The sequence below is a fragment of the Bacillus sp. B1-WWTP-T-0.5-Post-4 genome (assembly GCF_009183795.1).
GTDB lineage: Bacteria > Bacillota > Bacilli > Bacillales > Bacillaceae_G > Bacillus_A > Bacillus_A cereus.
Window position 1 is genome coordinate 375,666 of the sequence record NZ_WEIJ01000001.1, and the last position, 22,754, is coordinate 398,419.

Sequence of the window (22,754 nt, forward strand, 5' to 3'; positions counted from 1 at the left end):
TTACCGAATCGATTCTCCGACATGTGTATCCTTCTAGGCTACATGAATTGTTCGACAATTGTGTGAAAATTCCCTTTTAAAGTTTCTTACTTTCCGATAAAATCACAAAAAAATATGTTTATCGTTCATTTATTCCCTTTCGCAACACATTCCATCATAGAAATACAACGAAACGTTCAACCCTTTCCTTTTATTTTACAACAAAAAACACCTCTTGCGGAGCTTTTACAAAATTTCAACGAATTTTTCAACAGAAAAAGCGAGCTAATAATATATATTAGCTCGCTTTTTTCTCTTGATCATAAATATTAATTCCAGCTTGATGTAACATCCATTCAATATGAACACCATATCCTGATGTTGGATCATTTACAAATACGTGTGTAACAGCACCAATTACTTTTCCATTTTGTACAATTGGACTTCCACTCATTCCCTGTACGATACCGCCCGTTTTCGCTAATAGACGTTTATCTGTTACTTTTATTACCATACCCTTTGTGGCTGGGAATTTTTGTTGCACTGTACTAACAACTTCAATATCAAACGCTTCTACTTTATCTTTATCAATAACTGTTAATATTTTTGCCGGTCCTTCTTTTACTTGATGAGATAATGCGATAGGCATCGCTTTATCCATTATACCGTTTTTCATATTCGTATTTAATTTTCCAAAAATACCATATGGACTATTAATTGTAATATTGCCAATCACTTCACGGTCTGGTGAGAATCTTGCTAATTTCTCCCCTGGATTCCCATGACTACCTCTTTCAATTGATGTAACTGTCGAGCGCATAATTTGTCCATCTTCGACTTGAATCGGCTTTTTCGTATCATTATCAGAAATAACATGACCAAGTGCCCCATATTTCATAGAATCTGGATGAACAAATGTCATCGTTCCAATTCCAGCTGCCGAATCACGGATATACAAGCCAATTCGATAAGACGATTCACCGTTGTCTTTTTGTGGAGTTAGCTTCGTACGAATATATTTTCCATCTCTTAACAATACAAGATTAAGCGGTTCACCTGTTTCTCCACTATTATGAATAAACGGTGCTACATCACTCATTCTTTCAATTGTTTTACCATTAATTTCAGTAATCATATCTCCAATTTGTACACCTGCTATTTCACCAGGAGATATTTTACCTTTTTCAGTTTGAATTAAATGATGGCCTACAACAAGTACACCTTTTGTATTTAATTTCACACCAATTGATTGTCCACCTGGAATCACTTTAAAATCTTTTAACACTTTCACATTTACTTTTTTCACTGGAAAACCAGCAAGCTGAAATACCATATCAGCTTCACCATTTTGATGAGAATTTACCATAAGTCCTTGTTTTTCTTCATTCGAACTCACTGTAAATACATGACGATTTGTGGATGAAGCTTTGAAAACTGGTAATGATGATATTTCTGATTGTTGTCCTTCAAAAACAACAAGTTGTTTCGGTGATGAAATAAACGTTCGAAGCGGTTTAAAACATCCAATAAAAACTAAAGAAACAAGGAGACAAAGACCTATTATTTTTCGAAATTTTTCTAATTTCAACTTGTTCACTCTCCTCGCTCCTACCCCACATTCAGCCTCTTGGCTTCACTTTTTAATCTCTCCTTGCAGTGCTTTATTTATAACCGGAAGAATTAAGAAATCGTCATTTGAGAAAAAAAGCTATCCATTACTGGATAGCCTCTGCTGTCTGTTTAAAATGATGTGCTTGCGTAAGTAATTCTTTCGCATGCTCCGTCGTTAAATCTGTGATTTCCACACCAGAAATCATTCGAGCTATTTCTGTTACTTTATCCTCCATAGTTAAAACAGTAACTGATGTAATTGTCCGATCATTCGCTACTTGTTTTCGAATAAATAAATGTGAATCTGCCATTGAAGCTACTTGAGGTAAGTGCGTAATACAAAGTACTTGCGAGTTTACTGATACTCGATAAATTTTTTCCGCAATAGCCTGCGCGACCCGGCCACTTACACCCGTATCCACTTCATCAAAAATAACAGATGCAACTCCTTGATGCTTAGAAAAAATGCTTTTTAAAGCTAAAATGATACGAGATAACTCTCCGCCAGAAGCAACCTTTGAAAGTGGTTTTAGCGGCTCTCCTGGGTTCGTTGAAATATAAAATTCCACATGATCGTAACCATCCGCCGTAAGTCTTACCGGCGCACCTTCCACAAGGGGCTCTTCTGCATTTCCTTCTCTCTTCATAATTCTCACTTCAAATTTCGTTTTTTCCATATATAATTCTTTTAATTCCTGATGAATTGCATTTGTAAGGTGTTCTGCAAGTTCATGACGCATATTACTTAACAACGTTGCTTCTTTCAGAATAACACTTTCTAATTCCTTCAACTGTTTCTTCGTCGTTTCAATATGAACGTCTTTATTTTCAATCGTAAAAATTTCCTGTTCAATTTTATCAGCATACGCTAAAATCTCTTCTACAGTATTTCCATATTTTCTCTTTAGCATACGAATTTCATTCAAACGTGTTTCGATTTCATCTAAACGATTTGGATCATATTCCATCATATCGAGCTTTTCTCTCAGTTGATAGGCAACCTCTTCTAATAAGTAATAGCTATTTGCAATTGAATCATGATTTTCCTGATACACTTCATCTAAATGTGTAATACTTTCCATTTGCCCCATTGCACTTCTTACATTATCTAACCCTTGTCCGTCGGCACTTAACGAACGATATGCATCACCTAACGCTTTATAAATCTTTTCAAAATTAGAAATTTGCAATCGTTCCTCAGTTAATTCATTTTCTTCATCCATCTTTAAATCCGCCTTGCGAATTTCTTCATGCTGAAATTGAATTAAATCTAAGCGATGTGCCATTTGTTGCTCATTTTCACTTAACGATTTCAATTGTTTTTTTAATTTTTCATAGTCAGCGTATACGTTTTGATATATGTCTAATTGTTTAACGATTCGATCCCCATCAAAGTGATCAAGCATAAACAGATGTCGTTCTTCATTCATTAAATCTTGCGTTTCGTGCTGTCCATGAATATCAACAAGTGTTTTCCCAATTTCTTTTAATATGCTAAGTGTAACAAGCTTCCCATTTACACGACATACACTCTTCCCGTTCGCAGCAATATCACGCTTTAAAATAATCATGCCATCTTCTATTTCTATATCTAACTCTTCTGCCTTTTCAATACATGGATGCTTCTCATCTTCAACATAAAATAGCCCTTCAATCTCAGCCTTTTCTGTTCCATATCGAACAAATTCTGCTGACCCACGGCCACCTACAAGTAAACTAATTGCATCAATAATAATCGATTTTCCGGCCCCTGTTTCACCGCTTAAAACCGTTAAACCTTTTTGAAAAGAAATATTTAATGCTTCAATAATAGCAAAGTTTCTAATCGATAATTCCGATAACAATGCCCCATTCACCTCGTTATAAAATAATCCCTTACTAAAGGATTTTCTCAGTTCTTCATTCAAATAATCATGCTATATATTTGTATGTATATACTCTTCTAACCCGCTTCATTGTACCAAACATTTGTTTTACGGGTCAATCCATCTATTTTCTAACTTTATGCAAACAAAATATTATATTACAATTGAAAATTCATATTTTTAACCAATAAAAATATCTTGTTCACTTTCCACTTTACGATGGAAAGCAAACAAGATTTTTTTGTTACAACATATTTAAGAAACGATCAGAGACAACACCTGTATCGTCAGGTGTACGGCAAATAATTAAGCAAGTATCATCACCACAGATGGTTCCGATGATCTCATCCCACTCTAAATGATCAATAAGTGCTCCAAGTGAATGAGCGTTACCAGGCAATGTTTTTAGCACAAGCATATGTCCTGCCGTGTCTAATTTTACAAATGAATCCACTAGATTTCGTTTTAATTTTTGTAACGGGTTAAATCGTTGATCTGCTGGCAAGCTATATTTATAGCGCCCATCATGTAATGGCACCTTCACTAAGTGCAGTTCTTTAATATCGCGCGATACTGTTGCTTGCGTTACATTAAATCCCTCATTACGTAAAATATCAACTAATTCATCTTGTGTTTCAATTTCTTTGTTTGCAATAATTTCCCTGATTTTAATATGGCGCTGACCTTTATTCATACATTTGCACCTCACACTATCTCTTACCATAGTTTAAACATTGGTATACTTCACTTATTTATGTTAACTTATAATTCGTTTCTTGTACACAATTGTTTTTACAATCATTATACAATTACAGCAAAAAGAGGAACAACATATGTTATTCCCCTTTCCCTTTTTGTTTTAGAACTTCATGCGCTTCTGTAACAACTTGCTCTATAGAAATCGGAGAATGATTTTCGCCATTCTCACGTTCACCATGCCATTTCAGATGAATTAAAAATTCAATATTACCATCCCCACCCGTAATTGGTGAGAATGTTAAACCTTCCACATCATAGCCTTCTTTTAAAGCAAACTCGACAATCATTTCTACAACAGCTTCATGTACTTTTCTATCGCGAACGATACCTTTTTTCCCAACTTGCTCTCTTCCAGCTTCAAACTGCGGTTTAATTAACGCTGCTACATCTCCGTTAGGCATAAGCATTGTTTTTAAAACTGGCAGTATAAGCTTTAATGATATAAATGAAACATCAATACTTGCAAATTGAGGTAAACCACGTTCTAAGTCTGCTGGTGTCACGTAACGGAAGTTTGTTCGTTCCATTACAACAACACGCTCATCTTGACGTAATTTCCACGCTAGTTGATTGTATCCTACATCTAATGCATAAGATAATTTCGCTCCATTTTGAAGCGCGCAATCTGTAAAGCCACCAGTTGATGAACCAATATCTATCATAACTTTATCTTGTAAATCAAGATGAAATGTCTCTAATGCCTTTTCAAGTTTATAACCACCACGACTTACATACGGCATAACTTGTCCCTTCACCGTAATCTCAGTATCTTGCGAGATTTTCTCTCCTGGCTTATCAAGTCTCATCTCATTCGCATATACGAGTCCGGCCATAATGGCGCGCTTTGCTTTCTCACGCGTTTCTATAAGTCCTCGCTCTACTAATAGTACATCTACTCTTTCTTTTTTTACGCTCATTTGTTACGCCCTTTTTTGTTTTGATGGAATCATTGTATGAATACGGTCTACAACAGCATCTGTCGTTAAACCAATTTCTTCTAATAATTTTGTTACACTCCCGTGCTCTATGAAGCGATCTGGAATACCCATTCGTTCAACTAATGCACTATGGTAACCATTTTCAGATGCAAATTCAACTACTCCTGTTCCAAAACCACCGATTAAACAAGCTTCTTCAATCGTTAAAATCGGTATATTCTTTCCTAGAAGATCATGTAAATATGCTTCATCCATTGGTTTAATAAAGCGAGCATTCACTACTTTCACTGAAACCCCAGCTTTTTCAAGACGCTCAGCTGCTTCCATTGCCATTGGTATTGTCGTACCAAACGTTAAAATAGCTGCTTGTGTACCCTCTTTTAACGTCTCCCACGTACCGATTGGAATCGCCTTTAATTCTTCATCCATATGAACGCCAAGTCCATTACCGCGCGCATAACGCAATGCGATTGGTCCATCTTCATATTGCATCGCCGTATAAACTAAATGTTGCCCTTCATTTTCATCTTTCGGCATCATAAGCACCATATTCGGCAAGTGACGTAAGAATGAGATATCAAATACGCCTTGATGCGTTTCACCATCTGCTCCTACTAATCCCGAACGATCTATTCCGATGAAAACATTTAAATTTTGGCGGCATATATCATGAACAACTTGGTCATATGCTCTTTGTAAAAATGTTGAATAAATCGCTAAGAATGGCTTCATTCCTTGCGTTGCCATACCTGCTGCCATTGTTGTAGCATGCTGTTCTGCAATACCTACATCAATCATACGATCTGGGAATTCTTTTTGGAATTTCTCAAGTTTTGATCCAACAGGCATTGCAGGTGTAATTGCTACGATACGCTCATCTGCTCTCGCTAGCTTAAGTACTGTTTCACTAACGACAGCACTCCATGCTGGTGCAACTTCTTTCGGCTTAACGAAGTCACCTGATTCAATTTTATAAGGTCCTGTTCCATGCCAAGTTCCAATAACGTCACTCTCAGCCGGTTTATAACCTTTTCCTTTTTTCGTAATAACGTGAACGAGTACTGGGCCTTTTGTTTTCTTTGCATATTGCAACGTTTCGAATAACTTTTCATAATCATGCCCATCGACTGGACCTAAATATGTAAAGCCTAACTCTTCGAAAAAGACACCAGATACTAGTAAATATTTAAGACTATCTTTTATTTTCTCTGCTGTCGCAGCCACTTTCCCGCCAACTGCTGGGATTTTCTTTAATATATACTCTAATTCATCTTTTACCCAGTGATATTTTCCTGCGGTACGTAAACGACCGAGCACATTATGAAGCGCACCAACGTTTGGTGCAATTGACATTTCATTATCATTCAAAATAACAATCATGTCTGTTTTTTCATGTCCAATATGGTTCAATGCCTCTAAAGCCATTCCGCCTGTTAAAGCACCATCTCCAATAATTGGTATAACATATTCTTTCGTTTTCTTTAAATCACGTGCCAGAGCCATTCCCATTGCAGCCGATAACGAAGTCGAGCTATGACCAGTTTCCCATACATCGTGCTCACTCTCACAACGTTTCGGGAAACCACATAGACCTTGATATTGCCTTAATGTACCAAACTCTTTCGCGCGTCCAGTTAAAATTTTATGTACATAGGATTGATGTCCTACATCCCATAAAAATTTATCTTGCGGGCTATCAAATAATTTGTGCAGAGCAATTGTGAGTTCTACTACACCTAAATTAGGTGCAATATGTCCACCTGTTTGAGAGAGCTCTTCAATTAAAAACTTACGAATATCCTCACTCAATCCCTCTAGTTCACTGATAGACATATCTTTCAAAAAACTAGGGTTTTGAATTTGCGTTAGATCCACATGGATCACTCACTTTCATTTCATAATCTGTCAACATGTCAAATATTATAAAAAAACATTTACACAAAACAAGAAATTCTCTTTTCTATTTTTCGTCTTGTCCCGCTATTAACCAGTCTATTGCGCCTTAATCCTATTATAAACCATATTTCTTCAGGCGATGAAAAAAATAGCCGCTAACACGAAGTGATAACGGCAATGTAATCTACATATATTTTTGCCAATAACAAGAAAAGAAAAACCTTTTCCTACATTTATATCATAAAATGATGAATGACTCAACAAATGAAAACGCTGTTATATTAGTTATTACGTTTTGCAATCAAATCGCAAATAGATAGTAAATATTCATCTTGTAATTGCAAGGAGCTAATCGCACCTTTTGCTTCTGCAATTGTTTCTTCTAAAATATCCTTTGCTCTATCTACAGTAAACAACGTCGTATATGTGCTCTTTTCATTAGAAAGATCGCTACCAATCGGTTTTCCAATCTCTTCTTCAGTTCCTTCGACATCTAAAATATCATCTCGAATTTGGAAAGCTAGACCGATATATTTGGCAAACGTAAGCAACTTTTCTTCTTGCTCTTCTGTCGCATCAGAAAGTATCGCACCCGCAAGTACAGCAAATTCAAGTAGTTTTCCGGTCTTATGTTTATGGATGTACTCCAATTCATCAATCGTAAGGCGTTTCCCTTCCGCTTCCATATCTGCCACTTGTCCGCCAACCATTCCTTCTGGTCCTGCTGCTTTTGCGAGTTCAAGTACAAGTCTTACTTTTTTTTCAGCAGAAATTTCTTTTTGCTCATATGCCATAATAACTTGAAAAGCGTATGTCAATAAGCCATCTCCTGCTAAAACTGCCATCGCTTCACCAAATACCTTGTGATTTGTGGGCTTTCCTCTTCTTAAATCATCATCATCCATACAAGGTAAATCATCATGAACTAACGAATATGTATGAATCATTTCAAGAGCACAAGCTGCACCTACTCCAAGATTTCTTTCTTTCCCAAACGCTTGTAATGTTGCAAACAAAAGTAACGGGCGGAGACGTTTTCCACCCGCTTCCAAAGAATATGCCATCGCTTCACGAAGTACATTTGGACATTGTAATCCATTTGCATAGCTTACAAGTTTTTCTTCTACGAAAGTTTTACTTTCTTTCAAAAAAGTATCAAAAGCAATCGTCACTATGCTTCATCTCCTAAAGCAGTAAACGGTTCAAGCTCTCCATCTTCCCCAAGAATAACTGCCATTTGTTCTTGTACATTCTTCAGCTTCTCATCACAAAGCTTAGATAATTCCATACCTTCTTTAAAATAAGAAATCGCTTCTTCTAAAGGTACGTCACCTTGTTCTAGCTTAGAAACAAGATGCTCAAGTTGCGAAATTGCCTCTTCAAAGCTTAATTTATTTTCCATTATTCAATTCACGCTCCTCTATGCCTGATACGCTACAATCTAGTATTCCATCTTGTAATTGAACTGAAACAGCATCTCCAAGGCTTACATCTTTCACACTTTTTAACACTTGCTTCTCTTCATCATATACAAGCCCGTACCCTCTCATCATTACTTTAAGCGGACTTAACGCTTCAAGTTTTTGAGCAGCTCTTACAAAGGCAAATTCTTTCGTTTGAAGTAACGTTTGCATTTCACGTTGTAATTGCTTTTGCAACGTTTCCACAGCTACCTTCGTTTGCACAATTTTTTGAGATGGGTGGTGCTTCTCTAAATAAAATGAAAGTTGCTTTAACTGATTCACCTTTTTATCAATATAGCGCTCTTTCGCTAAAACAAGCTGTTCTAGCGCTCTATCTAATTGCTCTTCCTTTTGCTCATATACTTGTCTTGGATAACGGAACGCATACGATTTTTGCAACACTTGTAGTTTTTCTTCTTTTTTATGTACTAACTCTCTCATTGCTCTTTGCAATCTCAGAGTTCTTTGTAATACCTTTTCTTGTAACTCTATAATATTAGGTGCTGCCAGCTCAGCTGCTGCGGTCGGTGTTGGCGCGCGTAAATCTGCAACAAAATCTGCGATTGTAAAATCCGTTTCATGGCCTACTGCCGAAATAATAGGGATTTCACTCTTAAAGATTGCTCTTGCAACCATTTCCTCATTGAAAGCCCATAATTCCTCAATAGAACCTCCACCACGACCAACGATTAGTACATCTATCTCTCCCATTTCATTCGCTGTACGAATCGCTTGTACAATCGAGGGAGCCGCTGACTCCCCTTGTACAAGTACCGGAAATACAATAACATTCCCAATTGGATAACGACGTTTAATCGTTGTTATAATATCACGAATCGCTGCTCCTGTTGGCGACGTAATCACACCTATTGTTTTAGCGTAAGGAGGAATCGCTTTTTTATAAACTTGAGAAAAAAGTCCTTCTTCTTCTAAACGAACTTTTAACTGTTCGTACGCTAAATGTAAATTTCCGACTCCGTCAGGCTGCATGTCTTGAATATAAATTTGATAAGAACCACTCGCCTCGTAAACAGAGATTTTCCCTTTCACGAGTACCTTCATCCCATTTTCCGGTTTGAATTTAATATTACGATTATGGCCCGCAAACATAACCGCTGCGATTCTTGCATTTTCATCTTTCAATGTAAAATACATGTGGCCACGGCTATGATTTTTAAAGTTGGAAATTTCACCTTTTAACCAAACAGACTGCAAATGCGGATCATATTCTATTTTTGTTTTTATATAGCGTGTTAACGCTGTAACGGTTAAATATTGCTTCTCCATTTCTCTCTCCTCATAGCCGACTCAAATTATTTACAAACGACACCTGCACGTTTGGCAGATTCAACAGTATTATGAAGAAGCATTGTGATTGTCATTGGACCAACACCCTTTGGCACAGGTGTAATGTAACCCGCAACATCTAACACGTTGTCAAAGTCAACATCACCACAAAGTTTTCCTGTTTCTAAACGGTTAACACCAACGTCAATTACAACCGCCCCTTCTTTAATATAATCCGCTGTTATCATTTTAGGTCGTCCAACAGCTACGATTAAAATATCAGCTAACTTCGATAACTCTTTCATATTTTGCGTCTTAGAATGACAATATGTGACAGTGGCATTTTCATTTAAAAACAATTGCCCCACTGGTTTACCGACAATATTACTTCTTCCAATTACTACTACATGTTTTCCAGAAATATCAAGATTTGTTTCTTTTACTAATTCTACAATACCATGCGGTGTACATGGAAGGAATGTATCTTGTCCCGTCATCATACGTCCCACGCTGATTGGGTGAAATCCGTCTACATCCTTTTCTGGTGAAATTCTTTCAATGATAGCTTTTTCTTCAATATGTTTTGGTAAAGGTAATTGCACTAATATGCCATTAATACGGTCATCGCCATTTAAGCGATCGATTTCAGCAAGCAAACGTTCCTCAGTAATTGTTTCAGGAAGTTCAATTAGCTCTGAGTAAATCCCTACTTGTTCACAGCCTTTTTCTTTTCCTTTCACATAAGAACGAGATGCTGGATCTTCTCCAACTAAAATAACTGCTAATCCTGGTACAATACCTTGCTCTTTCAACTTCACAACTTCTTCTGTTAATTGTGCTCGTTTTTTCTCCGCAACTTCATTTCCTTTGATGATTACTGCTACCATTTTAAGATTCCCCCTTAAAGAATTTACAGTGTATCTTTTATATTAGATAAAACGCCGTTAATAAAACGACGAGATTCCTCATCCCCAAATGTTTTAGCAATTTCAATTGCTTCGTTAATTGTTACGTTGTGTGGAATTTCTTCCATGTATTTCATTTCATACACAGCTACACGTAAAATACTGCGATCAACAATACTAATACGCTCAAGCTTCCACTTTTTTAAATTTTGACGAATCGCTTCATCGATTGCTTCTTTATTTTCTACAAAACCTACTACAAGTGACTCTAGAAACTCATTTGTTTCTTCGCCTTCATCTAGCGTGTTTTCCACTGCTACTTTCGGTTCTAATTCACCTGTAATATCCATTTGGTATAATGCTTGCATTGCTCTTTCTCTAGCCGTCCTACGTTTCATTGTAACTCTCCTTTATGCTTCAAGTCTTTCCTTATACTTTGTTATATTATTATAATTTATAAGCCGTCAATTCACTTACTCTTACAGTTTTCATTGATTTTCCAACCTTATAATACAATGATAATAACACAATTTATCGTTTCACACACGGGTTACAAGGCTGAAAAATAATAAAAAGATTAACTTCAAGTTCCATATCTTATCACAATGTACGTTTTTTGGAAAAACGAAACATCTTCTTGTTTATTTCTTATTTTTTGAAATAGTATAATAATTAGAGGGTTGTAATTTGTGAAGAAATGAAACGATAAAAAAGATGCCTATGTTACTAGGCACCTTTTCATTCTTACACTGGTTCGATTTCTGTTTTTTGTGTTTCGAATGTTACGCCAACGATGTGAACATTCACTTCTTTTGGCTCAAGTCCTGTCATTGTAAAGAGTGCTTGGCGAATATTGTCTTGAATCTTTTGTGCAACAACTGGAATTGCTACACCAAAATACATTACAACATAAAGGTCAACGATAATATCTTCGTTTGCTAATTCAACCTTTACACCTTTACCATGATTTTTCTTACCTAACTTCTCAACAACATCTGTAGCAAAATTACCGCGCATTGCCGCTACACCTTCTACTTCTGCAGCTGCAATACCTGCAATTACTTCAATTACTTCTGGTGCAATTTCTACTTTACCAAGAGTTGTATCTTGACCCATATCTAACATATGTTCAGCCATGAAAAAAACCTCCTTTAATGTATCACTGCGTCACAAGTTCATGCTCTTCCAAAAATTTCGTATTAAACTCACCTTTTACAAAATCAGGATGATCTAGCAATTGCAAATGGAACGGGATTGTTGTATGTACGCCTTCAATGACAAATTCACTAAGTGCGCGCTTCATTTTTGCAATTGCCTCTTCACGTGTTTTTCCGTGAACAATTAATTTAGCAACCATCGAATCATAGAAAGGTGGGATTGAATATCCCGGATATACAGCTGAATCGACGCGAATACCAAATCCTCCTGGTGGTAAATACATTTCTACTTTACCTGGAGATGGCATAAATTTTTTGGCAGGGTTTTCCGCATTAATTCGACATTCAATTGCCCAACCATTAAATTGTACTTCTTCTTGCTGTAACGATAACTTTTCTCCTGAAGCAACAAGAATTTGCTCTTTAATTAAGTCCATTCCCGTTACCATTTCAGTAACCGGATGCTCAACCTGAATTCTCGTATTCATCTCCATGAAATAAAAGGTTTTCGTTTTATATTCATAAATAAACTCAACCGTACCAGCACCTGTATAATCAACCGCTACCGCCGCTTTAACTGCCGCTTCACCCATCTGCTTGCGAATATCTTCATCAAGTGCAGGTGATGGACTTTCTTCTAATAGTTTTTGCAAACGGCGCTGAATTGTACAATCACGCTCTCCTAAATGAATGGCATTTCCGTGTGTATCTGCCATTATTTGAATCTCAACATGGCGGAAATCTTCAACGTACTTTTCTAAGTATACACCAGGGTTCCCAAAAGCGGTACTAGCTTCTTGCTGTGTAATTTGAATTCCTTTTATAAGCTCTTCTTCATGGCGTGCAACACGAATACCTTTTCCGCCGCCACCTGCAGTCGCTTTAATAATAACTGGATATCCAATTTGATTAGCAAGCTCGATCGCTTCTTCGGTATTTTTAATAATCCCTTGTGAACCTGGTACAATCGGAACCCCTGCTTCTTTCATTGTATCACGAGCAACGTCTTTTGTGCCCATCTTTGAAATAGCTTCTGGACTTGGACCGATAAAAATCAAGTTACATTCACGGCATAACTCTGCGAAATCTGCATTCTCTGCTAAAAATCCGTATCCCGGATGAATAGCATCGCAGCCTGTTAACTTCGCAACGCTAATAATGTTTGTCAAATTTAAATAGCTTTCTTTCGAAATCGTTGGTCCTACACAATACGCCTCGTCTGCAATCTGTACGTGAAGTGACTCTTTATCTGCTTCTGAATAAATTGCAACTGTTTCAATATCCATTTCTTTACAAGCACGAATAATTCGTACAGCAATTTCCCCACGATTGGCTATTAATACTTTTTTTATCATCACAAAGACTCCCTTATTACGCTTTTACAAGAAATAGCGGTTGTCCATACTCAACAAGTTGTCCGTTATTAACAAGAATTTCAACAATTTCGCCCTCTACATCAGCATCAATTTCGTTAAATAACTTCATAGCCTCGACAATACATACGATAGAATCTTTCGATACTCTATCCCCAACACTTACATATGGAGGGGTATCAGGCGAAGAAGAAGAATAGAATGTACCTACCATCGGTGATGTGATTTTATGTAGGTTTTCATTTTGAACAGCCTTCTTCTCTTCTTGTTTTGGTGCTTCTGCTTGTGCTGCTGCTACTTTCGTTTCAACTTCAACAGGCGCTACTGGTTGCATAGCTTGTTTTGCTGCAGGTGCTTGCACAGCAACAACTTCATTACCACGCTTTTTCATTTTGATTGTTGTACCGTCTTTTTTGTATTCAAATTCATCAATATTAGAGCTATCAATTAATTTAATTAATTCGCGAACTTCTTGAATTTTAAACATGTAAAATCCACTCCCATACTCTTGTTTGTCCCGTTTTTACAGATTCTCGTCACGAAAACTAGATTGACTGTAAAAATACGATGTACTCTATTAGAAAATATATTTCATTAACTAATAGAAATATTTACTATTTCCATCTTACGATAAATTTTTTAAACATTCCAATTTATATTTCTTTATAATAAATCGAAATTCCTGTAAAAATATTATTCCAATAAAAAATTTAATACCTAGTAATAATACCAAGTTTCACATGAAATTGGCAAGACCACTTCTAAAAAAAACATTCACTACTTTTTCAAAACGTTACACAGCAAACATGCCATTCCCTCTCCACTCTTCACCACACCTATAGTCAATAACATATTTTTACCAAATATTATTTTTTTGTTTACACGCCGTTCATCATTCCTTCATATAAGAATAGTATGTTCAAAGTGTAGAAAATATATTGTGTCGAGGTGTGGAAATATGATATGGCTCATTCTCTTTTTACCTGCTGTAATCGTTTGGGCATGCGTTCTTTTCATCCACGTCAAATCCGGAAAAAGTAATCATCAGTACCATGAACCACTAATCTTTTACTCACAACGTATTTCTCCGTTCCGAGTTGAACATAGTAAAAATAATTACAAAGACGAAATAGAAAAAAGCTATCGAAAATGATAGCTTTTTTCTATTCACACGTACTTACATACTCTTTTTACTATTTGCATACCCTTTGCTTAGTAAAAGATAATAATCCGCAGGGAAATCCCTACGGATTAAAGTTTCACTTATTTCGCTGGTGGATCAAATTTCACACCTACATCTTTTGATCCGCCTTCACTTCTTACAAGTTGAATAATTTTATTTGCTTCTTTCTGTGAATGTTTTGCCGCTTTAACCGTTACTCTAATATCAGTACCATCAGCTCTTACAAGAGCATCTGGATATCCTCCTTGAGATTTAATTACTGTCTCAAGTAATTCTTGCTTCGTTTCCATTGTAGTGATTGCATCAAAGTTATCTTTCGCTTTACTCTTTTCTGTCGCTGAAGATTTCGAAGAATTCATCACTTCTTGTAATTTTGCTTTCTCTTCACTACGCTGATCTTCCATTTGCATACGTAAAGCTGTGAAATTCTCATCACTTGATTGAACTGATACATTGCCCTCTTTTTTACTTGTTTCTTTTTTTGCATTTTCTTTTTTGTCTGTTTCTTTATTTGTTGTTTCTTTGCTTGTATTTTCTTTTTTCGGAGTTTCTTTAGGCGCTTCGTTTGTTACTGCTTTATCAGTACCTTGTTTTTCTTGTCCAATCTTTTCACCTGTTGCTGGCGATGCTGTATTCATTTTGTCAGGAGTTGTCACGTAATACACAGATAGTACAACAACTAAACTTAACATCGTTAATAGCCAAACTGTTTGTTTTTTTAACACTTTATTTCCTCCCTATCAATTTTTCGGTGAAACTGAAACGCGATGGGCCGGTACATCTAGCAGCCTTATCACAGCTTCTTTTACCATTGCTTTAACTTGTATATTATCCACTCCCTTTGCTACGACAAGAACACCACGTACTTTCGGCTTCTCTGTTCGTAAAACAACAGGAGTTTCTTTATCCCCTTCACGTATAATGACAGTCTTTTCATCAAGAGACTCGTCCTCTACTTCTCTCTTACCGCCTGTTTTATCTGTTTCACCTGTTGTTTGTGAGCGTTTCACTGTATTTTTTTCTAAAATTTTTTCTTCAGATGAATCCAAATTCACTTTAATCGTTACGTCTTTTACTCCTGCTATTTCTTCTAAAGCAGTTTTTAATTCTTGTTCATACGCTTTTTCATATTTTTCTACATTTGACATATTATCATTATTTTTTTGTCCAAAAGTTGGTACATCTTTTTCCTGGTTTTGAGTTTTTTGTTCTTTAAATACAGGTACTTCTTCTTTTTTACTTGAAAAAAAACTACTAGAAAACATAAGCAACATTCCAAGTATGAGTAGGACAAGTAAGAACTTAGGTGTTACCTTTCTTCCCTTCTCATTACTTTCTTTTTCATCTCCATTCAATAAGTTTCGAAAAAATGAGAACTTCGAATTTTTATCTTTATTGTCCATTTACTCTACCTGTCCTCCCTTCCATTTGAACTTGGATTTGTTTATTCTCTAGTTGCCACCTGCTTGAAAAGAAGTCTTTCATTTCTACATTCGTTTCCTCTACTTTTTTCGGTGGTTCTTTCGTGTTAATTTCAACTGGTTTTACTGTTTCGATTGCATCATTTTTACTACGTTCTTTTTCTTTTAACGTCACAACAACAGATTGAATATCTTTCGCTGACTTTACTTCCGCTGTGCTTTCCGCTGCGACTATTTGTATTTCAGAGACTGACATACCATACTGTTTCTCAAACTCTTTTCCTACTTCTTTTTTCATTTTGGTAGCCATCTCTTCTAAACTATATGCACGTGTTAGAGCTTGTATTTCTTTTTTCTTCGAATCTATTGAATTTTTTACAGATCCTTCTGCTACGTACTTTTCTTCATTAAAATTTGCAATTACTTCATTTACATCTGTCTGCAATAGTTTAAAAAGAGGTGTTAAAATTAATACGACTAACAAAAGACTTACAACGAATTTAACGTATTTTTGCAAATTCGAATTTGGAAGAATAAGATGAAGCATTGTCGCTAAGAGCAAAAAAACGATAATATTTCTGATCCACTCTGTAACAAATTGCATACTCTTCACCTCCTACCGCATCATAAGTGTAATATTCCCCGCAGCAATAATAATTGTAATACTTAAAAAGAACATAAATGATACGATAGCTAAGCAAGCAAATACGTAAATGATGCTTCGTCCAATAATGTCTAAGCATTGAATAATTGCTCCGCCGCCAACCGGTTGCAATACTGCTGCTGCGAATTTATAAATAAATGCGATACAGAAAATTTGAATCGCTGGAAAAGCAACAATTAAACATAAAATGACGAGCCCAATAATTCCGACTGTGTTTTTCAATAATCCTGATGCGCTAATAACAGTATCTGCCGCTTCTGTAAACATCCTTCCGACTACTGGAATGAAGTTCCCTGTTACAAATTTAGCAGTTTTCACAGCTATTCCATCAGCAACAGCTGTTGCTGTTCCTTGTACAGATAATACCCCTAAAAAAATCGTTAAAAAGATACCGATAATCCCAACGCTAACGTTTTGCAGAAGCTTGGACAATTTCGTCACTTTATATTGATCACTCATTGTACTTACAATACTTAATATCGTTGCCAGTAATAAAAGCGGTAGAACGATATAATTCATAAGAAGCCCGCTTGTATTCATTAAGAAAATGATAATCGGATGAAAGAAAGATACAGATACAACCCCGCCACCAGTCGCTATAAGCGCCAATAAAATTGGCAATAGCGCTAATATGAAATCTACCATTGTTTGTATCGTTTCTCTTGCATATGTCATAACGACATAAAAACTATTTAAAGCAAAAATAATAAGTACCATATATACAACAGCATCAGCAATTTTACTTACACTACTTTTTGAAAAAGCGGATTGCAGTGATTGCAACAATGCACTAAAGATTGTGAGCATAATGAGTGTGCCAAGCAGTTTTCCATTAGCTGCAAGCTCATGAAATAAATATTTTAATAACCCTATCATCCACTCTTTTAGAGAGAATTCTTTTTCTCCCTTTACAAACTCCATAAAACTCCCTTTTTGACTCTCTGGCAAATAGCCTCCATATTTTGTAACAAGCCCGTCCCAAAATTGCTTCACATCTTCAATTCCGAGCTTATCCAATTGTTGATCAACGACGTTTGTTTCTACAGGAGAAGCTTGTACAACAACTGGTAAAGAAAAGAAAAGGAAGCAAGCAAATAGCAGCTTAGCTCCAAACCTCCTCAACATTCACTCCCCCTTATCCCGTCGGTAAAAATCCGAGAATAGTTTCAATTACAACCGTCAAAATAGGAATTGCCATAACGAGAATTAAGATTTTCCCAGCAAGTTCAATTTTCGAAGCGATGGCACCTTGACCAGCATCTTTTGTAATTTGAGCTCCAAACTCGGCAATATAAGCAATTCCAATAATCTTTAGTAACGTTTCCACATAGACGTTACTAACTTTCGCTTCACTCGCAACTCTCTCAATCATTTGTAAAATAGAATGAATTTGATCGATTAAAATAAGAAACATCACGCTACCTACGAACACAATAAATAAAGATGTAATACTAGATTTATGCTGGTTCAAAACAGCAGCTAAAAACGTAGCAACGAGGCCTAATCCGACAATTTGTATAATTTCGATTCGAACCGCCTCCTTTACTGGAAGAGAAAGACACTTTTAATCTTGTCGAATAGCGTATTAATTAAAAATGCAACATGAAATAAAATGACGACAAAACCGACAAGGATAACCCAATTTGCAATATCCTCACGCTTCAATTCTTTTAGTACAGTATGAATGAAAGCTAAAACAATGCCGATTCCGGCGATTTGAAATATTAATCCAACATCAATGGACATCGCCTTTCTCCCCCCTATAGCAGTAAAATTACAATAAGTAGCCCTGCTAGTACCCCTAAGCTCTTAATCATTTTTTCGTATTGCAGTTGTAAAGCTTTCGCTTCCTCTTCTTCTCTCTCCAAATGTGTAATACATAAGCGAATATGTTTTTGTTGTGATTCACGATCATGTTGCCCTAGCGTTTCACCAAATTGCTGCAGTATTTCATACTCGGTTTGTTGAAAAGCCGTCAACTTCCAATTCTCTTTCAAACTATCTATCCAAGCTTCCCTTACTGTTTGTTCTCCACTTTCTAGTTTTTTAGCGAAACTTTGAAATATCCAATTTAATGGCTTTGGCATTTGTTTAACTAATCGCTCGGCAGCCTCAGATAAAGGTGTGTGTCCATACATAATTTCTGCCTCTAATGATTGAAGTGCTGATTTTAATAACCTAAGTTGCCTCGGTCTCTCACTGTATCTTTTAGCGTACGAAAACCCGAAAAAGGTGCTGACCGCAACGATTAACACTGCACCAAATATTTTCACCATACGCCCTCAGCCTTTCTATTTGATAACACTGGTTTTCCATATTTATCTTTCACCTGCATAACCGTTCCTGGACCCCTCGCTTTTGACAACTCCACAAACCTATCAAATATACCAAGCTCTAGCACTGCCTTGAGCGATGGACGTCTCACAACATCCTCATAGGAAAATCCGTGTGCGCTTATAAAAAGCTGGACACCTGCATGCACTGCCTCCATAATTGCTTCACTATCTTCTTTACGGCCAATTTCATCTACGATCAAAATATCAGGACTCATAGAACGAATCATCATCATCATTCCTTCTGCCTTTGGACATGCGTCTAACACATCGACTCGGGTACCAAAATCATATTGCGGGATCCCTTTCACACAACCAGCAATTTCTGACCGTTCATCAACGATCCCCACTTTACAGGAAGGAATTTCCGAAGCACTTACCCCTTGACTCATGCAACGTGCTACATCTCTTAAGAGTGTCGTTTTTCCCGTTTGGGGAGGGCCAATTACCATCGTGTTTAACCACCTTTTTTCATACAAATATGGCAAAAGCGGTTCAGCAATCCCTATTTTTTGACGAGCAATACGAATATTAAAGGAAGAGACATCACGAATCATTTTCACTGCGCTTTTTTCTGTAATGACTTTTCCTGCTAACCCGATTCTATGCCCTCCGCGAAGCGTCACATACCCACGTTTTAATTCCTCTTCCATCGTATAAATTGAGAATTGACTTAACTTATTCAATAAGTAAATAGCATCCTCTGCAGTAGTGATATAGTCATAAAAAAACACCTTTCCGTGTGCAATACACTCTAGCGGCCTTCCAATTCGAACACGAATTTCCTCTAAAGCATCGTATTGCTTACATTCTTCAATTAAGTACTTCATCGTTTTTGGTAAAACTTCTAATACCTCTTTCATCGGCTTCTCCCCACTATACTCGACTTACTATTTCAGTAATGCGATAAAAATACAGCAAATTCCAAGCGCTAGAAAAAAGAGCTTCAAGAAAGAAATTTCACTTGCTACACTCGCTATCCCAATTGTCATTGTTAAAATTAATACGGTAGGTCCAACAAACGCCAACATACCATTTATAAACAACGCTTTCTTCGCATCATTCACATAAAGCATAAGCAAAGCAGCAAATATCTCCGCACTACCTGAAAATAATCGAAGTGCCCCCATAACAAGCACGGATGTTTCCATTGCCGCTAGCCACTGTTTCATTCTTCCACCTTCTCCCGTAACAGTTACTAACTTCGTATTCTAAAAAAGAATATATTTGTACAACCATATGCAGAGGTTGTCTATTTCAGAAGTAAAAACATAATTTTTCTCTAAATTCCGAATTACAATCTGAATATTCATATTATTTCATGGTATATTATGGTATATTTAGTTTAAAAGAGGTTTAAACCATGCAACACGTCACTTTATTACCACTAGATTTATGCCATACAAATGTGATTTTCGAGCTATCAAGTGATCCACATATAAAAAATGCATTGGGAATAACGGTAGAAAACATCGAAGACACGAAAACATTTCTTCTTTTCGCAATAGAAGAAGAGCGTCAAAAGAAATCCTTATCGAGAATGATTGTGAATGAAGAAAATGAAATAATTGGCCTCACCACACTTAAACATATTAATAATGAAAAAAAGCAATCTCACATTGGTAGTTGGCTCGGCTATCCGTACTGGGGAAAAGGCTATAACGAGGCTGCTAAAAAAGAAATCTTTAAAATCGCCTTTTTAGACTTACAACTTTCCTACGTATTTGCTGGTGCTAAAACGAATAATATCCGCTCACTAAAAGCACAAGAAAAACTACCTTATATTTCATTGCATGTGGAAAACAAGTTTCCAGACGAACACGCTGCACTAGAGAAAGAAGTAAAGTCACCTTGCTCTCTGCATGTCGTGTCACGTAAAAATTTTTTAAACTGGTTGAAATTACAAAATGAGGAGGAAAAATATGAAGGCATTGAAAATTAGTTTAACCGTTGTAGTAGAATTAGCTCTTATTTATCTTTTTTCATTATTAGTCGGTTGGTCATTTATAGAGACCTTTTTCCTTGGTAGTTTAGCAATATTTGCAATTATGTGGTTAATTATTATGAGTAACCATAGAAATAACATTACAGATCACGCAATAAGTAAAACATTAACTGGCGTTGAGACTGGCGAAATAAAACCATTTCAAATTGTTTTGACTCCATCTATTATGGGTACTCTTTCACTTGTTTTAGTCAGTTTTATAATAACAGCTATTTACTATCTACCCTATTTCCTATAAAAAAAGCACTCGTGAATTATCACGAGTGCTTTTTTACTATGCACGAGAAACGTATTTACCTTCACCAGTGTTGATGATAAGCATTTCGCCTTCGTTAATGAAGATTGGTACTTGTACAACAAGACCAGTTTCTAATGTAGCTGGTTTTGTTACGTTAGAAGCAGTATCACCTTTAATACCAGGCTCTGTTTCTGTAACTTGTAATTCAACTGTGTTTGGAAGTTCAACACCAAGTACTTCGCCTTGGTAAGTCATAATTGCTACTTCCATGTTTTCTTTTAGGAATTTAAGCTCGCGCTCGATTTGTTTTTCACCAAGTTCGATTTGCTCATAAGTTCCGTTATCCATAAATACATGAGCCTCACCGCTTGCGTATAAGTATTGCATACGACGGTTTTCGATGTGTGCTTTTTCTACTTTCTCACCTGCACGGAATGTTTTCTCTTGAACAGAACCTGTGCGAAGATTACGTAGTTTAGAACGAACGAATGCAGCACCTTTACCTGGCTTTACGTGTTGGAAATCAAGTACTTGCCAAAGGGCATTGTCCACTGAAATTGTTAAACCTGTACGAAAATCGTTTACTGAAATCATGTAAAAAAATCCTCCTGTGTATTACAAAATAATAAGTTCTTTTGGTGATTTCGTAATTACTTCATTACCTTCACTTGTCACAATGATATCATCTTCAATACGTACGCCGCCAATACCTGGAATATAAATACCTGGCTCTACTGTTACAGCCATACCTGGTTCAAGTACTATATCAGAACGGAACGCTAAACCTGGTGCTTCATGGATTTCAAGACCTATTCCATGACCAGTAGAGTGTCCAAAGTATTCACCATATCCTTTTTCCGTTATGTAGTCACGCGTTAGCGCATCAGCCTCGCGACCTGTTAAACCAGCTTTAATACCGTTCACACCACGTAATTGTGCTTCTAAAACGATATTATAAATTTCTTTTAATTTATCAGATGGTTCACCGACTGCAATCGTACGAGTAATATCAGAACAATATCCTTTGTAATAAGCGCCGAAGTCTAATGTAACGAAATCTCCTGTTTCTATCACTTTTTCAGATGCCACGCCGTGCGGTAATGCCGAACGAAGACCTGAAGCAACGATAATATCAAACGAAGAAGATGTTGCTCCTTGTTTTCTCATGAAAAATTCAAGTTCATTTGACACTTCAATTTCAGATACTCCCGGGCGAATGAATGATAGAATATGCTCAAAGGCAGCATCTGCAATCTGTGCAGCTTCCTTTAATATCTTAATCTCTGAATCAGTCTTTATCAAGCGTAACTTTTCTACAAGTCCAGAAGTCGGGATAAATTCAGCATCAATCGCTTCCTTATGCACTGAATAAGAACTATATGTAAGAGTATCTTGCTCAAAACCAAGTTTTTGAATTCCAAGCTCTTTCACTTGCTTTGCCACTTCATCAATGATCAATCCTGCGTGCTGTACAACCTCATATCCAACCGCTTGTTTACTTGCCTGCTCGACGTAACGGAAATCTGTAATAAATTGAGCACGATCTTTTGAAATAAGAACAACGCCTGCTGTTCCTGTGAAGTTAGCCATATATCTACGACTATGTTCATTTGTTAACAAAATACCGTCAATGCCAGCCTCATCAAATGCACTTCGTAATCTTTCAATTTTCTCCAT

Annotated in this window: 27 protein-coding genes; 3 read left to right on the top strand and 24 right to left on the bottom strand. The window is 36.5% G+C overall.

The genetic code is table 11. The annotated features are described in order from the left end of the window. Positions 1 to 277: 277 nt before the first annotated feature. From spoIVB to accB, 13 genes are all read right to left on the bottom strand, one after another. Entirely contained in the window at positions 278 to 1,576 is a 1,299-nt protein-coding gene (gene spoIVB, locus GBN91_RS02040; RefSeq protein WP_152121226.1) for a SpoIVB peptidase, read from the bottom strand. Positions 1,577 to 1,694: 118 nt separating this feature from the next. Then, on the bottom strand, positions 1,695 to 3,434 hold the full coding sequence (gene recN, locus GBN91_RS02045; protein ID WP_000947767.1) for a DNA repair protein RecN: 1,740 nt from the start codon (positions 3,432 to 3,434) through the stop codon (positions 1,695 to 1,697). Between the two features lie 265 nt (positions 3,435 to 3,699). Continuing rightward, entirely contained in the window at positions 3,700 to 4,149 is a 450-nt protein-coding gene (gene argR / locus GBN91_RS02050; protein ID WP_001032580.1) for an arginine repressor ArgR, read from the bottom strand. A gap of 142 nt (positions 4,150 to 4,291) precedes the next feature. After that, a complete protein-coding gene (locus GBN91_RS02055) occupies positions 4,292 to 5,131 on the bottom strand; it encodes a TlyA family rRNA (cytidine-2'-O)-methyltransferase (RefSeq protein WP_000111875.1) in 840 nt (279 codons plus the stop codon). 3 nt (positions 5,132 to 5,134) lie between these two features. After that, positions 5,135 to 7,027, bottom strand: coding sequence for a 1-deoxy-D-xylulose-5-phosphate synthase (dxs, locus tag GBN91_RS02060; protein WP_000366452.1), 1,893 nt, complete (start codon positions 7,025 to 7,027; stop codon positions 5,135 to 5,137). 302 nt (positions 7,028 to 7,329) lie between these two features. Further along, positions 7,330 to 8,220, bottom strand: a complete 891-nt coding sequence (gene ispA, locus GBN91_RS02065) for a (2E,6E)-farnesyl diphosphate synthase (RefSeq protein ID WP_000150380.1) — start codon at positions 8,218 to 8,220, stop codon at positions 7,330 to 7,332. Continuing rightward, positions 8,220 to 8,450, bottom strand: a complete 231-nt coding sequence (gene xseB / locus GBN91_RS02070; protein ID WP_000428423.1) for an exodeoxyribonuclease VII small subunit — start codon at positions 8,448 to 8,450, stop codon at positions 8,220 to 8,222. The genes ispA and xseB overlap by 1 nt, the downstream gene beginning before the upstream one ends. After that, positions 8,440 to 9,798 (bottom strand): exodeoxyribonuclease VII large subunit, encoded by a 1,359-nt coding sequence (gene xseA, locus GBN91_RS02075; RefSeq protein ID WP_152121227.1) that lies wholly within the window; start codon positions 9,796 to 9,798, stop codon positions 8,440 to 8,442. The genes xseB and xseA overlap by 11 nt, the downstream gene beginning before the upstream one ends. 26 nt (positions 9,799 to 9,824) lie before the next feature. Beyond that, positions 9,825 to 10,685, bottom strand: a complete 861-nt coding sequence (gene folD, locus GBN91_RS02080; RefSeq protein ID WP_000226732.1) for a bifunctional methylenetetrahydrofolate dehydrogenase/methenyltetrahydrofolate cyclohydrolase FolD — start codon at positions 10,683 to 10,685, stop codon at positions 9,825 to 9,827. A 23-nt stretch (positions 10,686 to 10,708) separates the two neighbouring features. After that, complete coding sequence (gene nusB / locus GBN91_RS02085) at positions 10,709 to 11,101, bottom strand: N utilization substance protein NusB (protein ID WP_000830247.1); 393 nt, start codon at positions 11,099 to 11,101, stop codon at positions 10,709 to 10,711. 346 nt (positions 11,102 to 11,447) lie between these two features. Beyond that, positions 11,448 to 11,840 carry an Asp23/Gls24 family envelope stress response protein gene (locus GBN91_RS02090; protein WP_000807630.1) on the bottom strand — a complete coding sequence of 131 codons (393 nt, stop codon included), beginning with the start codon at positions 11,838 to 11,840 and terminating at the stop codon, positions 11,448 to 11,450. Positions 11,841 to 11,862: 22 nt separating this feature from the next. Continuing rightward, a complete protein-coding gene (accC, locus tag GBN91_RS02095; protein ID WP_000592870.1) occupies positions 11,863 to 13,215 on the bottom strand; it encodes an acetyl-CoA carboxylase biotin carboxylase subunit in 1,353 nt (450 codons plus the stop codon). A 16-nt stretch (positions 13,216 to 13,231) separates the two neighbouring features. Beyond that, positions 13,232 to 13,720: an acetyl-CoA carboxylase biotin carboxyl carrier protein gene (gene accB / locus GBN91_RS02100; protein WP_000472859.1), complete on the bottom strand. Its 489-nt coding sequence runs from the start codon at positions 13,718 to 13,720 to the stop codon at positions 13,232 to 13,234. A 471-nt stretch (positions 13,721 to 14,191) separates the two neighbouring features. On the opposite strand from accB, the gene GBN91_RS02105 reads away from it, so the two are divergent. Then, positions 14,192 to 14,386 (top strand): hypothetical protein, encoded by a 195-nt coding sequence (locus GBN91_RS02105; protein WP_000638000.1) that lies wholly within the window; start codon positions 14,192 to 14,194, stop codon positions 14,384 to 14,386. Positions 14,387 to 14,496: 110 nt separating this feature from the next. Here the strand turns inward: GBN91_RS02105 and GBN91_RS02110 are convergent, their stop codons facing one another. The 9 genes from GBN91_RS02110 to GBN91_RS02150 are packed head-to-tail and all read right to left on the bottom strand — an operon-like array spanning position 14,497 to position 20,006. Next, positions 14,497 to 15,141, bottom strand: coding sequence for a SpoIIIAH-like family protein (locus GBN91_RS02110; RefSeq protein ID WP_000914709.1), 645 nt, complete (start codon positions 15,139 to 15,141; stop codon positions 14,497 to 14,499). 15 nt (positions 15,142 to 15,156) lie between these two features. Beyond that, on the bottom strand, positions 15,157 to 15,819 hold the full coding sequence (spoIIIAG, locus tag GBN91_RS02115; RefSeq protein WP_000368881.1) for a stage III sporulation protein AG: 663 nt from the start codon (positions 15,817 to 15,819) through the stop codon (positions 15,157 to 15,159). Then, a complete protein-coding gene (gene spoIIIAF, locus GBN91_RS02120) occupies positions 15,809 to 16,441 on the bottom strand; it encodes a stage III sporulation protein AF (RefSeq protein ID WP_001161052.1) in 633 nt (210 codons plus the stop codon). The genes spoIIIAG and spoIIIAF overlap by 11 nt, the downstream gene beginning before the upstream one ends. A gap of 12 nt (positions 16,442 to 16,453) precedes the next feature. Continuing rightward, positions 16,454 to 17,626 (bottom strand): stage III sporulation protein AE, encoded by a 1,173-nt coding sequence (gene spoIIIAE / locus GBN91_RS02125; protein WP_000946110.1) that lies wholly within the window; start codon positions 17,624 to 17,626, stop codon positions 16,454 to 16,456. Positions 17,627 to 17,636: 10 nt separating this feature from the next. After that, a complete protein-coding gene (spoIIIAD, locus tag GBN91_RS02130; RefSeq protein ID WP_077393170.1) occupies positions 17,637 to 18,020 on the bottom strand; it encodes a stage III sporulation protein AD in 384 nt (127 codons plus the stop codon). A gap of 23 nt (positions 18,021 to 18,043) precedes the next feature. Further along, positions 18,044 to 18,247 carry a stage III sporulation protein AC gene (gene spoIIIAC, locus GBN91_RS02135; protein ID WP_000020914.1) on the bottom strand — a complete coding sequence of 68 codons (204 nt, stop codon included), beginning with the start codon at positions 18,245 to 18,247 and terminating at the stop codon, positions 18,044 to 18,046. A 14-nt stretch (positions 18,248 to 18,261) separates the two neighbouring features. Further along, positions 18,262 to 18,777: a stage III sporulation protein SpoIIIAB gene (gene spoIIIAB, locus GBN91_RS02140; protein WP_000238702.1), complete on the bottom strand. Its 516-nt coding sequence runs from the start codon at positions 18,775 to 18,777 to the stop codon at positions 18,262 to 18,264. Then, positions 18,771 to 19,697 (bottom strand): stage III sporulation protein AA, encoded by a 927-nt coding sequence (spoIIIAA, locus tag GBN91_RS02145; protein WP_000665905.1) that lies wholly within the window; start codon positions 19,695 to 19,697, stop codon positions 18,771 to 18,773. Before spoIIIAA ends, spoIIIAB begins: the two co-directional genes overlap by 7 nt. 27 nt (positions 19,698 to 19,724) lie before the next feature. Next, the gene (locus tag GBN91_RS02150; protein ID WP_000816050.1) at positions 19,725 to 20,006 is read right to left on the bottom strand and encodes a YqhV family protein; all 282 of its coding nucleotides are present in this window, start codon (positions 20,004 to 20,006) and stop codon (positions 19,725 to 19,727) included. 191 nt (positions 20,007 to 20,197) lie between these two features. On the opposite strand from GBN91_RS02150, the gene GBN91_RS02155 reads away from it, so the two are divergent. After that, on the top strand, positions 20,198 to 20,776 hold the full coding sequence (locus GBN91_RS02155; protein ID WP_001164981.1) for a GNAT family N-acetyltransferase: 579 nt from the start codon (positions 20,198 to 20,200) through the stop codon (positions 20,774 to 20,776). Next, a complete protein-coding gene (locus GBN91_RS02160) occupies positions 20,757 to 21,077 on the top strand; it encodes a hypothetical protein (protein WP_000645571.1) in 321 nt (106 codons plus the stop codon). Before GBN91_RS02155 ends, GBN91_RS02160 begins: the two co-directional genes overlap by 20 nt. A 36-nt stretch (positions 21,078 to 21,113) precedes the next feature. On the opposite strand, the gene efp is transcribed toward GBN91_RS02160, so the two are convergent. After that, the gene (efp, locus tag GBN91_RS02165) at positions 21,114 to 21,671 is read right to left on the bottom strand and encodes an elongation factor P (protein WP_000626516.1); all 558 of its coding nucleotides are present in this window, start codon (positions 21,669 to 21,671) and stop codon (positions 21,114 to 21,116) included. A 21-nt stretch (positions 21,672 to 21,692) separates the two neighbouring features. Continuing rightward, entirely contained in the window at positions 21,693 to 22,754 is a 1,062-nt protein-coding gene (pepQ, locus tag GBN91_RS02170; RefSeq protein ID WP_000411039.1) for a Xaa-Pro dipeptidase, read from the bottom strand.